This window comes from Halomonas sp. SIMBA_159, assembly GCF_046536035.1.
Classification (GTDB): domain Bacteria; phylum Pseudomonadota; class Gammaproteobacteria; order Pseudomonadales; family Halomonadaceae; genus Vreelandella; species Vreelandella venusta_A.
Genome location: NZ_JAWJBT010000002.1, coordinates 218,620 through 231,655, shown reverse-complemented (window position 1 = coordinate 231,655; position 13,036 = coordinate 218,620). Strand labels below are relative to the sequence as shown.

General features: G+C 56.7%; 10 protein-coding genes and 2 tRNA genes. 2 read left to right on the top strand and 10 right to left on the bottom strand.

Going from position 1 to position 13,036, the window contains the following annotated elements; translation table 11 throughout:
• The 8 genes from R0J87_RS02310 to R0J87_RS02275 form a co-directional block, all read right to left on the bottom strand.
• Positions 1-77: transfer RNA gene (locus R0J87_RS02310), tRNA-Arg, on the bottom strand.
• Between the two features lie 63 nt (positions 78-140).
• Positions 141-233, bottom strand: a tRNA-Ser gene (locus R0J87_RS02305).
• A gap of 125 nt (positions 234-358) precedes the next feature.
• On the bottom strand, positions 359-547 hold the full coding sequence (csrA, locus tag R0J87_RS02300; protein WP_039180068.1) for a carbon storage regulator CsrA: 189 nt from the start codon (positions 545-547) through the stop codon (positions 359-361).
• Between the two features lie 192 nt (positions 548-739).
• Positions 740-1,990 carry an aspartate kinase gene (locus R0J87_RS02295; RefSeq protein ID WP_188637731.1) on the bottom strand — a complete coding sequence of 417 codons (1,251 nt, stop codon included), beginning with the start codon at positions 1,988-1,990 and terminating at the stop codon, positions 740-742.
• Positions 1,991-2,096: 106 nt separating this feature from the next.
• On the bottom strand, positions 2,097-4,706 hold the full coding sequence (alaS, locus tag R0J87_RS02290) for an alanine--tRNA ligase (protein ID WP_498884104.1): 2,610 nt from the start codon (positions 4,704-4,706) through the stop codon (positions 2,097-2,099).
• A gap of 223 nt (positions 4,707-4,929) precedes the next feature.
• Positions 4,930-5,391: a regulatory protein RecX gene (locus tag R0J87_RS02285; RefSeq protein WP_498884102.1), complete on the bottom strand. Its 462-nt coding sequence runs from the start codon at positions 5,389-5,391 to the stop codon at positions 4,930-4,932.
• A 38-nt stretch (positions 5,392-5,429) separates the two neighbouring features.
• Positions 5,430-6,491 (bottom strand): recombinase RecA, encoded by a 1,062-nt coding sequence (gene recA, locus R0J87_RS02280; protein ID WP_188637728.1) that lies wholly within the window; start codon positions 6,489-6,491, stop codon positions 5,430-5,432.
• An 89-nt stretch (positions 6,492-6,580) separates the two neighbouring features.
• Entirely contained in the window at positions 6,581-7,105 is a 525-nt protein-coding gene (locus R0J87_RS02275) for a CinA family protein (protein ID WP_498884100.1), read from the bottom strand.
• Between the two features lie 120 nt (positions 7,106-7,225).
• Between R0J87_RS02275 and mutS the strand changes: the two genes are divergently transcribed.
• Together mutS and fdxA are read left to right on the top strand one after the other, a co-directional pair.
• Positions 7,226-9,793: a DNA mismatch repair protein MutS gene (mutS, locus tag R0J87_RS02270; RefSeq protein WP_404344872.1), complete on the top strand. Its 2,568-nt coding sequence runs from the start codon at positions 7,226-7,228 to the stop codon at positions 9,791-9,793.
• Between the two features lie 199 nt (positions 9,794-9,992).
• Positions 9,993-10,316: a ferredoxin FdxA gene (fdxA, locus tag R0J87_RS02265; protein ID WP_009722190.1), complete on the top strand. Its 324-nt coding sequence runs from the start codon at positions 9,993-9,995 to the stop codon at positions 10,314-10,316.
• 498 nt (positions 10,317-10,814) lie between these two features.
• On the opposite strand, the gene eno is transcribed toward fdxA, so the two are convergent.
• Both eno and kdsA read right to left on the bottom strand, forming a co-directional pair.
• The gene (gene eno, locus R0J87_RS02260) at positions 10,815-12,104 is read right to left on the bottom strand and encodes a phosphopyruvate hydratase (protein ID WP_498884096.1); all 1,290 of its coding nucleotides are present in this window, start codon (positions 12,102-12,104) and stop codon (positions 10,815-10,817) included.
• Positions 12,105-12,172: 68 nt separating this feature from the next.
• Positions 12,173-13,036, bottom strand: a complete 864-nt coding sequence (gene kdsA / locus R0J87_RS02255) for a 3-deoxy-8-phosphooctulonate synthase (RefSeq protein ID WP_498884095.1) — start codon at positions 13,034-13,036, stop codon at positions 12,173-12,175.

Sequence of the window (13,036 nt, the reverse complement as noted above, 5' to 3'; positions counted from 1 at the left end):
TGGCGCGCCCGGGAGGATTCGAACCTCCGACCCCCTGATTCGTAGTCAGGTACTCTATCCAGCTGAGCTACGGGCGCATTTCAAATTGCGATGCTTTTAAGCGTTCTTACCACTTAAGCATTGGTGCTACATGGTGCAATTGGCGGAGAGAGAGGGATTCGAACCCTCGATAGGGCTATAAACCCTATACTCCCTTAGCAGGGGAGCGCCTTCAGCCACTCGGCCACCTCTCCTCAACGGCACGGCGCGAATATTACCGATTCTGATGACTGGTGTCCAGCCCTAACCCGATTTTTTTTCGCACCGGCCTGATATTACCGCTTAAACGCCCTCTAATGAGCGTGACACAGGCGGCCATTTATTCTGCTTCGCTTTCGCTATTACGTTCACGCTGAATACGCTGGTAGATCTCTTCGCGGTGAACCGCGACATCTTTAGGTGCGTTCACACCAATGCGTACTTGATTACCTTTCACACCTAACACTGTGACGGTGATTTCATCACCGATCATCAGTGTTTCGCCAACGCGGCGGGTTAGGATGAGCATGGCTGATCTCCTTCTCAGACGTTTTATACAACGGGATGTGTCCGCCAGTGGCGTCACCATGCCATTATGCGGCATGGTGACCCCTGCCACCAAAGGCTTTGGCCCCTATGACACCTTAACCTCCCGTTGAAAGAAAGCTCACCACCACACGGCAGCGAGTACCTTCAGCGTAGAAGGTTTAGGACACAATTGTTATTCAGATTCGATATCAGACTTATCGAGACCAAATGCTTTGTGTAAGGCGTTGACGGCAAGTTCCATATGTTTCTCGTCAATCACGACAGAAATTTTGATTTCTGAGGTAGAGACCATACGGATATTGACGTTTTCATCGGCCAATACGCGGAACATTTTAGAGGCAACGCCCGCGTGAGAGCGCATACCTACGCCGACCAGAGACACTTTGGCAATGTTGTCGTCGCCGCGCAGCTCGCCGCCACCTAGGTCAGGAATAACTGTCTCTTCTAACAGCTTTTTGGTGGCTTTGTAGTCACCTTTCGCGACGGTAAAGGTAAAATCGGTGTAGTCGCCAGCCGGAGCCACATTCTGGACGATCATATCGACTTCAATATTGGCATCCGCAATGGGGCCCAAAATACGCGACGCAACGCCAGGCACATCGGGTGTGTGCAGCAGCGTCAATTTGGCTTCGTTTTTGGTAAAGGCGATACCGGAGATTAGCGGTTCTTCCATAGAATCCTCGTCTTGGTCTGAGTCTGCAACAATCAGGGTGCCTGGGCCGTCTTCAAAACTCGACAGTACCCGCAGCGGCACGTTGTACTTACCGGCGAATTCAACAGCGCGAATTTGCAGCACTTTAGAGCCCAAGCTCGCAAGCTCGAGCATTTCCTCTACAGTGATGCTTTCAAGGCGCTGTGCTTTGGAACATACCCGTGGGTCGGTGGTGTAAACACCGTCGACATCGGTATAGATTTGGCACTCATCGGCACCCAGAGCGGCCGCCAGCGCCACACCCGTGGTGTCGGAGCCGCCACGACCCAGCGTGGTGATGTTGCCGTTTTCATCAACCCCTTGGAAACCGGCGACAACCACCACTTTACCTGCATCGAGATCCGCTTTGAGGTCATCGGTTTCAATGCGCTGGATACGTGCTTTGGTGTAAGCACTGTCGGTATGAATCCCTACCTGAGCACCGGTGTGAGAGGTTGCCGATACGCCGATTTGCTGCAGCGCCATGGCCAGTAGGGAAATTGTCACCTGCTCCCCTGTTGAGAGCAGCATATCCATTTCACGGGGGGCTGGATCTTCGTTAAGGGCGTTGGCCATATCGGTCAGGCGGTTGGTCTCGCCACTCATGGCGGAGACCACTACCACTACCTGATGACCCTGGTCGCGAAAGCCTTTAACTTTTTCCGCCACGGCCTTGATACGGTCGACAGAGCCCACCGAGGTGCCGCCGAACTTCTGTACGTATAGTGCCATATGCCGTTTTTCCTTTACGTTCGGGAATGGAGGGTGAATATTATTATTGCTAACTTTCCTAACTAGCAAAAAGGCCGGTAGCAAATAATGCCACCGGCCTCTCTATTTAGCGAAGCGTGTTTTCCAACCAAGCCGGTACGCTGTTCAACGCACCCGGCAGGGCCTCTGGCTGGCTGCCGCCTGCTTGCGCCATATCCGGGCGACCGCCTCCTTTACCGCCCACTTGGGAGGCCACATGGTTGACCAGCTCGCCCGCTTTCACACGGCTGGTTAAATCGGCAGTAACACCCGCAATCAAGCTGACCTTGCCAGCAGCTTTATCAGAGGTGCCCAGCATAATAACCCCGGAGCCGAGTTTGTTTTTCAGCTGATCCAACACGCCGCGCAGGTCTTTACCAGAGACGCCTTCTAACTCCGTCACCAGCAGTTTTACGCCGCCCACTTCCTGCACTTGGCTAAGCATATCGCTGCCTGCCGCGCTGGCGAGTTTGGCTTTGAGCTGCTCTAACTCTTTTTCCAGGCTGCGGTTACGCTCCACAAGCGATTCAACACGTGCTTCCACCTGCTCGGGCTTGGTTTTTAAGCGTTCGCCAATCCGCTGCACGCGAGCTTCTTGCTCACGGAAATACGCCAGCGCGTTTTCGCCGGTGATGGCTTCAATACGACGCACACCCGAGGCAATACCTACTTCGCTCACCACGTGGCAGCAGCCAATGTCGCCACTGCGGTTAACATGCGTACCGCCACAAAGCTCGATAGAGAAGTCATCGGCACCAATGGTCAGTACGCGCACATTATCCGCGTATTTCGCTTCAAACAGCGCGGCGGCCCCTTTGGCTTTAGCGTCGGCCAAACTCATTTGCTCAGTCTTGGTCGGCGCGTTCGCGAGGATCTGCTCGTTGACGATACGCTCTACTTCAGCAATCTGCTCGGCGGTCATCGGCTCAAAGTGGCTAAAGTCGAAACGCAAACGCTCGGCGTTAACCAGCGAGCCTTTCTGCTGCACGTGGTCACCCAGCACCATACGCAGCGCTTTATGCAACAGGTGAGTTGCGGAGTGGTTACGAATGGTCGCGCCGCGCAGGCTGGCATCTACCTCACCGCGCACGTTAGCACCCACGTTCAGCACGCCTTCCACCATCACACCCTGGTGAAGGTGGTGGCCGCTCTGCTTCTGGGTATCGGTGACCTGGAAACGGCCGCCATCGACGTGCAGGTAACCGGTGTCGCCCACCTGACCGCCGGACTCACCGTAGAACGGGGTGCGATCCAATACCACAGTGCCTTTTTGGCCTGCTTCCAGGGCTGTTAAGGCATTGCCTTCACCGTCCACCAGCGCGGTAACGGTGGCTTGATCAGCAAGCAGCTCATAGCCGGTAAACTGGGTCTCGCCCTCTAGATCAATCGAGGCCGTGTAGTCAGCACCAAACTGGCTGGCCGCACGGGCGCGCTCGCGCTGCGCTTCTAGCTCACGCTGGAAACCTGCCTCATCCAAGCGCACTTCACGCTCACGACAAACATCGGCGGTTAAATCGAACGGGAAACCGTAGGTATCGTAGAGCTTGAACACGGTTTCACCGGGCAGCACGTCGCCCTGAAGCTCTTCAAGCGCCGCATTCAGCAGACCCATACCGTGATCCAGCGTGCGCGCAAACTGCTCTTCTTCTTTTAGCAGCACGCGGGCGATCTGGTCGCTGGCATCGCGCAGTTCGGGGTAGGCATCGCCCATCTCGGCGTCCAGCGCGCTAACCAGCTTGTGGAAGAACGGCTCAGACGCGCCCAGCTTGTGGCCGTGACGAATGGCGCGACGAATAATCCGGCGCAGCACGTAGCCGCGGCCTTCATTGGAGGGCAGTACGCCGTCGGCAATTAAGAAGGCGCAAGAGCGAATGTGGTCGGCGATGACGCGCAGCGACGGTGTGGAAGTATCGCTGTGACCCGTGGCTTCTGCTGCCGCTTTGAGCAGATTCTGGAACAGATCAATTTCGTAGTTGGAGTGCACGCCCTGCATCACCGCCGCCACGCGCTCTAAGCCCATACCGGTATCGATAGAGGGCTTTGGCAGCGGGTTGAGGGTGCCTTGGGCATCGCGCTCGAACTGCATGAAAACGAGGTTCCAGATTTCGATGTAGCGGTCGCCATCCTCTTCCGGGCTTCCGGGCGGGCCACCCCACACTTCCGGGCCGTGATCGAAGAAGATCTCAGAACTGGGGCCGCAGGGGCCGGTGTCGCCCATCTGCCAGAAGTTATCTTCATCCAGCTTGGAGAAGCGCTCCGGGTCGATGCCAATCTCATCTTTCCAGATGCGTTCGGCTTCATCGTCGCTGATATGCACCGTGACCCACAGTTTCTCTTTAGGTAAGCCCAGGGTTTCAGTCAGGAAGGTCCAGGCGAAGCGGATAGCGTCACGCTTGAAATAGTCGCCAAAGCTGAAGTTACCCAGCATTTCGAAGAAGGTGTGGTGGCGAGCGGTGTAGCCAACGTTATCTAAGTCGTTGTGCTTACCCCCCGCACGGACGCAGCGCTGGGAAGAGGTGGCGCGTACATAGGGGCGCGGGTCACGGCCCAAGAACACATCTTTAAAGGGCACCATACCGGCGTTGGTGAACAGTAGCGTCGGGTCATTACCCGGCACTAGCGAGCTGGACGGCACCGTGGTGTGGCCGTGCTCTTCAAAAAACGTTAAAAAAGCCTGTCTGATCTCTGCGCTTTTCATAGGGTATCCGTAACAAGAAAGCGTGATGCCCCAGGGCGCTGTCGCCGCCACCCGCTGGGGTCGCAAAGGATCCATTATAACGCAGTTGTCAAACGACTAAAGCCGCAGTTAGTGGCAGAACCCAAACAGACTGCGCAAACCAAGGAGAAGTGGGCATCACCATAGGGCGACACGTCTCAGTAGAAACCACTATTGAGGAGGAGCGTAAAACGCCCAGAGGGAACTACAAGCAGGAGAGCGCGTAGCGAATTTGCTCGAAATTGAAGCCGCGTGTTGCTAAAAAACGCTCGCGCTTGGCGCGCTCTTTCGGTGTCTCGCCTGGGGAGTCATAGCGCCTTGCCAGCGTTTCTTTGGCAAGTTCAAACCAGTCGATGGCCTCACGCTCTTCAACGGCGGCCAACGCCTCTGAGAGCGTTTCCTGATCCACGCCCCGTTGGCGCAACTCGCCTTTAATACGAATCACGCCCTGCCCCCGCGCAATCCGCGAGCGCACAAAACTTTCAGCAAATCGCGTATCCGACTGCAGCGACTGCTCTGCCAAGGCATCCAAGCAGGCGTCAATGTCATCGGCTTCAAACGATTTTTGCTGCAGCTTACGCGCAAGCTCGGCGCGAGAATACTCGCGCCGAGCCAGCAGTTGTATCGCCACTTCTCGTGGTGAGGCGTCTGCATTAGAGGAGAACATTGCACCCTCCTCTTGGCTCAGGCCTCAATAGATATAACTTAGAGCAGATCATCATCGCCATCAGCGGCCACATCGGCAGCAGGGGCTTCTTCTTTTTTCGGCTCAGCTTTGGCCAGCAGCTGCTCACGAATCTGGGTTTCGATCTCGTTCATGATCTCAGGGTGCTCTTCCAGGTACTGGGCTGCATTGGCTTTACCCTGACCAATTTTGCTGCCTTTGTAGCTGTACCAAGCGCCCGCTTTATCCACCAGGCTGCACTGAACGCCCAGGTCGATCACTTCGCCCGCATGGTAAATACCTTTGCCGTAAAGGATCTGGAACTCCGCCTGACGGAACGGCGGTGCCACCTTGTTTTTGACGACTTTAACGCGCGTTTCGTTACCGGTGACTTCATCGCCTGACTTCACGGAGCCCGTGCGGCGAATATCCAGACGCACGCTAGCGTAAAACTTCAGCGCATTACCGCCGGTAGTGGTTTCGGGGCTACCGAACATCACACCGATCTTCATACGAATCTGGTTGATGAAAACCACTAAGCAGTTGGCGTTTTTGATGTTACCAGTGATTTTACGCAGCGCCTGGGACATCAAGCGTGCCTGCAGGCCCACGTGGGAATCCCCCATTTCGCCTTCGATTTCTGCACGCGGCGTCAAAGCAGCAACGGAGTCGATGATAATCACATCCACACCACCGGAGCGCACCAGCATGTCGGTAATTTCCAGCGCTTGCTCACCGGTATCCGGCTGGGAAACCAGCAGGTCATCCAGGTTCACGCCTAGCTTCTCAGCATAGCTGGGGTCCAGCGCGTGCTCGGCATCAACAAACGCACACACCTTGCCCTGCTTTTGCGCTTGCGCAATCACCGAGAGGGTCAAGGTAGTTTTACCTGACGACTCTGGGCCAAAGATTTCGACGACACGACCAAACGGCAGACCACCAATGCCGAGGGCGATATCCAGCCCCAGTGAACCGGTGGAGACAGACGGCATGACGACGCGGGGCGCATCGCCAAGGCGCATAACGGTCCCTTTACCAAACTGGCGATCAATCTGGCTGAGTGCAGCATTAAGCGCTTTTGTGCGGTTGTCTTCCTGAGCCATGCAGAGATTCCTCATAACAAGCTGTATAATTAGCCAGTAGTATGCCAAAGATTAGCGGCTAAACAAATCCTCAGCGGCAACTTTAACGATTATTTCTTTTGCGCCTGGGCACTCAGACGAGCCACTAATCCTGCCAGCGCCTCACGCACGGCCTGTTCACGCACGGCTTGGCGGTCGCCAGGGAAGTGGAAGCACTCGGCCTGCTGCTGCTCAGAGGAGCCCCAGGCAATCCATACAGTGCCTACCGGCTTTTCATCGCTGCCGCCGTCTGGCCCGGCGACACCGCTCACCGCGACAGCAACGTCCGCGCCACTCTCCTGGCGGGCACCCGCCACCATGGCGTTAACCACTTGCTCGCTGACAGCCCCATGGGCATCAAGCAGGGCAGGCTCTACGCCCAGCAGGCGGGTTTTAGCGGCATTGGAGTAGGTGACATAGCCCGCCGTAAAATAGGCAGAACTACCGGCCACCGACGTAATGGCACTGGCAATCCCACCACCCGTGCAGGATTCTGCGGTGGTGACCTCGACGCCAAGCTGAAGGCATTGCCGACCCAGCCGCTGAGCAAGCAGCGATAAATCGAGATTCTTGAGGCTTGAAACGCTGGGGGCCATGGTGACTCCTTCATGTAAGACCTTAGGGTAGCGTAGAATACTGCGTTTAGCTTTCTCAACGAAATTGCCCAACGAACATGCCGTAAGCCAATGCTTGCGCCACGCTCAATCAGGACGCCCATGTCACAGGCCAGCCCCGCCCATACGCCAATGATGGCGCAATACCTAAACATTAAGCGCGACCACCCCGAAGTACTGCTGTTTTACCGCATGGGGGATTTTTACGAGCTGTTTTTCGACGACGCCAAACGCGCCGCGGCGCTGCTGGATATCACGCTTACTCAGCGCGGACAGTCAGGCGGCAAGCCCATCCCAATGGCGGGCGTGCCCTACCACAGCGCGGAAGGCTATTTGGCTCGCTTAGTAGCAGGCGGCGAGTCGGTCGCCATTTGCGAGCAAATCGGCGACCCGGCGACCAGTAAAGGCCCGGTAGAGCGCCAAGTGGTGCGCATTGTCACGCCAGGCACGCTGCACGATGAGGCGCTACTGGACGCCCGCCGAGACAACGTCTTGGTGGCCGTTGCCCCCGATAAAGCGGGCTGGGGGCTTGCCTGGCTAGAGCTCTCTAGCGGACGTTTTAATGTGCTGGAGGTAGAGAGCGAAGCGGAAATGCTGGCGGAACTCACCCGCCTCTCCCCTGCCGAGCTGCTGGTGCCCGAGAGCCTCACGCTACCTGATGCGTGGTCACAAAAACGCAGCCTGCGCCGCCAGGGCGAGTGGCTGTTTGATTTAGACAGCGCCACCCGCAGCCTATGCGACCAGTTTGAAGTCAGCGACCTGCGTGGCTTTGGCTGCGCGCACCTCTCTAGCGCGCTGATAGCGGCAGGCGTACTGATTGACTACGCTCGCGACACCCAGCGCTCGCGCCTGCCCCACGTGACTGCCATCAGCGTGGAAAACCGCGACGATGCCGTGGTGATCGACGCCGCCAGCCGCCGTAACCTGGAAATCGACATCAACCTGGGGGGCACCAGCGACAACACCCTGGCCAGCGTACTGGATACCTGCACCACGGCCATGGGGTCGCGGCTTTTAAAGCGCTGGCTGAATCGCCCGCTGCGCCAACGTGAGATTGTCGAGGGCCGCCAGGCAGGCGTTGCCCTGCTCTCTATTGATGCGGCTTATATGAGCCTGCGAGATACGTTGAGCGATGTGGGCGACGTGGAGCGCATACTTGCCCGAGTCGCGCTCTACAGCGCGCGCCCACGAGATTTAGCACGCCTGCGGGACGCGTTAACTACGCTGCCTGCGCTGGAAACACTGCTGGCCGATATTGATAGCGGCAGCGCACTGGATAGCCTGAAGCCGCACATTCGCCCCTATCCAGAACTAGCCGACACCCTGACACGCGCCCTGGTGGAAAACCCACCCGTGGTCATTCGTGATGGCGGCGTCATCGCCAACGGCTTTGATGAAGAGTTGGATGAACATCGTGGCATGGCCGAGAACGCTGGTGACTACCTGGTTCAGTTGGAACTGCGCGAACGCGAGCGCACGGGGCTTGCCAACCTGAAAGTGGGCTACAACCGAGTGCACGGCTACTTTATTGAACTGCCACGCAGTCAGGCCCAGCATGCCCCCGCTGACTACATTCGCCGCCAAACGCTGAAAAATGCCGAACGCTTTATCATCCCTGAACTAAAAGAGTTCGAGGACAAGGCGCTTTCCGCTAAGTCTCGCGCCCTCACCCGGGAAAAATGGCTCTACGACCAGCTGCTGGCCGAGCTCAATGCTCAACTGCATACGCTGCAAGCCACTTCGAGAGCGCTGGCCGAGCTGGATGTACTGTGCGCCTTCGCCGAGCGTGCCGACGCCCTCAACTGGGTGCGCCCGCAGTTGGTGGACGCCACCGGCATCACGATTACCGCAGGCCGCCACCCGGTCGTGGAGCAGGTCAGCGACAAGCCGTTTGTACCCAACGATGTGCTACTAACACCCGAGCAGCACATGCTGATTATTACCGGCCCTAACATGGGCGGTAAATCGACCTATATGCGCCAAACTGCGCTGATTGCGCTGCTGGCCCATAGCGGCAGCTTTGTCCCCGCCGATGCCGCCGAAATCGGCCCGGTCGACCGGATCTTTACTCGTATTGGCTCCTCTGATGATCTGGCGGGTGGGCGTTCGACCTTTATGGTGGAAATGACCGAAACTGCCAATATTCTGCACAATGCCACTGAACACAGCCTGGTGTTAATGGATGAAATTGGCCGTGGCACCAGCACCTTCGACGGGCTCTCCTTGGCCTGGGCAAGCGCCGAGCACTTGGCCAGTGCCAAGGCACTGACGCTATTTGCGACTCACTATTTTGAAATGACCGCGCTGCCCGAGCAGGCGGAGGGCGTCGCCAATATTCACCTGACAGCGACAGAGCACGGCGACGGCATTGTGTTTATGCACCGCATCGAAGCGGGCCCCGCCAGCCAGAGTTACGGCTTGCAGGTAGCCCAACTGGCGGGGGTGCCTAACCATGTTATTCGCCGCGCGCGTGAAAAACTGATGATGCTAGAGCAGCGGGATGTGGACGAGCAGCAGCGCCCCTCCCCCCGCATGGACGCACCGCAGCAAAATGACCTGTTCGCAAGCGGCCCCCATCCGGTGGTAGAAGCGCTCGATAAAGCCGATATTGACGATTTGTCGCCCCGTGAAGCGCTGGCGTTGCTGTATCAGTGGCGCGAGCTGCTATAGACAATGGGTATAAATAGACAATGGATATAAAAAGCGGCGGTAATCGCATCAACAGATAAGCGCGAGCGCTTGCCGCCGGGTAAGGGCACCACTAGAATGTCGCCCATACTTTTTTATCTTATAAAAAACCGCTGATTTATAACCATTCACGATTGACCACGACCGAGAGTCTTCTCGGTCTCGCAAGAGGGATAGCAAGATGACGTTTGTCGTTACCGAGAACTGCATCCAATGCAAATACACCGACTGTGTGGAAGTGTGCCCGGTCGACTGTTTCTACGAAGGCCCCAACTTCCTGGTCATTCACCCAGACGAGTGCATCGATTGCGCGCTGTGTGAGCCAGAGTGCCCGGCTGAGGCGATATTCTCCGAAGATGAGCTGCCCGATGGACAGGAGCAGTTTATTGAGATTAATGCTGAGCTGGCCGATGTGTGGCCCAATATCGCTGAGAAGAAAGACCCGCTGCCCGATGCCGAAGAGTGGGACGGCAAAACCGGCAAGCTGGAAAAGCTGGAGCGTTAATCGCTGCAGATCGCCAGCCAACAAAAAACCAGCGTTCGCGCTGGTTTTTTGTTGGCTGGCAGATAGGATACTGACCATTCGGCAAATGGCAGGCATAAAAAAAGGCGGCCCGTAGGCCGCCCGCTCCAAGCACTTCCTCTGACCACTCCCTGTGTCAACCTCCTCAGGTGACGTCCTTGCCAGGGCTCACATCACTGTGTCACCCGGCGCACCTACCTGCATCCCGTTGCATCCTGCCTGAAGCATCCTTGCCTCCCCTTGTCCTGCATGCATTGTGGCAGAACAGCGTGAGTTCTCAAGCTGACCCAAAACGCAAAAGGCGAACCCAAGCGGCTCGCCTCCTCTTCACTAAAATATTTAATATCAACCACTTAAATTAAGATTAGTGAAAAATTTCGCTTTTTCTTACATGGTTCCGAGCGAATGTCGTCGGCATTTGTAAGAGATCTCTTACAAATTTTTGAGAGATCTCTTACACGCGGAGGCTATTTTCTCCGCTTACTGACCTTTAATCGCTTTCAAACCGGGGTAGCTAACGTTGCCAAGCTCAGCTTCAATCACCAGCAGGCGGTTGTACTTCGCGACACGGTCAGAGCGGCACAGCGAGCCGGTCTTGATTTGACCCGCACAGGTACCCACCGCCAGATCAGCAATGGTGGTGTCTTCGGTTTCGCCACTGCGGTGAGAGATGACCGCTGTAAAGCCCGCATCCTGGGCCATTTTGATCGCGTCCAGGGTTTCAGACAGCGAGCCAATCTGGTTGAACTTGATCAGAATGGAGTTACCAATCTGCTCATCGATACCGCGCTTGAGGATTTTGGTGTTGGTCACGAACAGATCATCACCCACCAGCTGAACTTTATCGCCCAGCTTATCGGTCAGCGCTTTCCAACCTGCCCAATCAGACTCATCCATACCGTCTTCAATCGAGACAATGGGGTAATCTGCACACAGGCCTGCTAGGTAGTCCGTAAATCCTTCGGCGTCGTAGCTCTTGCCTTCGCCGGAGAGGCTGTACTGGCCATCCTTGTAGAACTCGGAAGAGGCGCAGTCCAGTGCCAAAGTAACGTCGCTACCCAGGGTGTAGCCCGCATCGGCAACGGCCTGCTTGATCACCGCCAACGCGTCGGCGTTAGACGCTAAGTTAGGCGCAAAGCCGCCTTCGTCACCGACGGAGGTAGACAGCCCTTTCGCGGACAGCACCTTTTTCAGCGCGTGGAAAATTTCCGCGCCCATCCGCAGGCCTTCACGGAAGTTAGCGGCACCCACCGGCTGCACCATGAACTCTTGAATATCGACATTATTATCCGCGTGCTCGCCGCCGTTAATAATATTCATCATCGGTACCGGCATGCTGTACTGGCCCGGCTGACCGTAAAGCTCGGCAATGTGCGCGTAAAGCGGCACACCCTTCGCATTGGCTGCCGCTTTGGCCGCTGCCAGGGAAACCGCCAGAATCGCGTTAGCCCCCAGAGTGGCTTTGTTTTCAGTGCCATCCAGCGCCAGCATGGCGTTATCTAGGCCACGCTGGTCCCGCGCATCCATTCCCAACAACGCATCACGGATCTTGCCATTCACGGCCTCAACGGCTTTCAAAACGCCTTTGCCAAGGTAGCGTGATTTGTCGCCATCGCGCAGCTCAAGCGCCTCGCGGGAACCTGTTGAGGCACCGCTTGGTGCACAGGCCTCACCCACGGCACCGCTTTCTAAACGCACGGTCGCATGAACGGTCGGGTTGCCGCGCGAATCGAGCACTTCCAGCGCACTGATTTCAACAATTTTAGTCATGACAGAGTCCTTTGGTTGTCGGTCTAATAGATGATAGGCCCAATGGTTACGACGTTTTAGCGGCGCAATTAACGGATGGTTAAGGAGTCAAATCCCTTCACCAGCGTATCCAACTGCGACAGCTGTGTTAAGAACGGCTCTAACTGGTCCAGCGGCAGCGCACAGGGGCCATCGCATTTCGCGTTATCTGGGTCGGGGTGAGCTTCTAAAAACAGCCCCGCCAACCCTACCGCCACCCCGGCACGCGCAAGCTCTGCTACCTGCGCACGGCGACCGTCTGCGCTATCTGCCCGCCCGCCAGGGCGCTGCAGCGCGTGGGTCACATCGAAGAACACGGGATAGCCAGTCTGCTTCATATCACCCACACCGAGCATATCCACCACTAGGTTGTTATAACCAAAGCTGGTGCCTCGCTCGCACAGCATCAGGCGGTCGTTACCGGCTTCCTGAAACTTGCTGAGAATATGGCGCATTTCGTGGGGCGCTAGGAACTGGGGCTTTTTGATATTGATCGCCGCACCGGTTTTCGCCATCGCCATAACCAGGTCGGTTTGGCGGGCTAAAAACGCCGGCAGCTGGATAATATCAGCGACCTCGGCGGCAGGCGCGGCCTGACAGGGCTCGTGCACGTCAGTAATGATCGGCACGTTGTAGCGGGCTTTTATATCGGCCAGGATCTGCAGGCCTTTCTCTAATCCTGGCCCGCGATAAGAGTGGATCGAGCTGCGGTTCGCCTTGTCGAAACTGGCCTTAAACACATACGGCATACCCAGCTTTTGCGTCACATTCACGTAGGCCTGTGCCACTTCGTCAGCAAGCTCCGCCGACTCCAGCACGTTCATACCGCCCAATAACATGAGCGGCAAAGAATTGCCGGCGGTTAAGCCGGCAACGTTAATGTGATGCTCTGGGAATTGAGACTGAGAAGACAT

Coding starts and splice junctions, on each gene's coding strand:
- R0J87_RS02275 (WP_498884100.1), bottom strand. CDS start 7,105: ATGGCCCCCAGCGTTTCAAGCCTCAAGAATCTCGATTTATCGCTGCTT.
- recA (WP_188637728.1), bottom strand. CDS start 6,491: ATGGCTCAGGAAGACAACCGCACAAAAGCGCTTAATGCTGCACTCAGC.
- kdsA (WP_498884095.1), bottom strand. CDS start 13,036: ATGTCTTCTCAGTCTCAATTCCCAGAGCATCACATTAACGTTGCCGGC.
- fdxA (WP_009722190.1), top strand. CDS start 9,993: ATGACGTTTGTCGTTACCGAGAACTGCATCCAATGCAAATACACCGAC.
- R0J87_RS02285 (WP_498884102.1), bottom strand. CDS start 5,391: ATGTTCTCCTCTAATGCAGACGCCTCACCACGAGAAGTGGCGATACAA.
- csrA (WP_039180068.1), bottom strand. CDS start 547: ATGCTCATCCTAACCCGCCGCGTTGGCGAAACACTGATGATCGGTGAT.
- R0J87_RS02295 (WP_188637731.1), bottom strand. CDS start 1,990: ATGGCACTATACGTACAGAAGTTCGGCGGCACCTCGGTGGGCTCTGTC.
- alaS (WP_498884104.1), bottom strand. CDS start 4,706: ATGAAAAGCGCAGAGATCAGACAGGCTTTTTTAACGTTTTTTGAAGAG.
- mutS (WP_404344872.1), top strand. CDS start 7,226: ATGTCACAGGCCAGCCCCGCCCATACGCCAATGATGGCGCAATACCTA.
- eno (WP_498884096.1), bottom strand. CDS start 12,104: ATGACTAAAATTGTTGAAATCAGTGCGCTGGAAGTGCTCGATTCGCGC.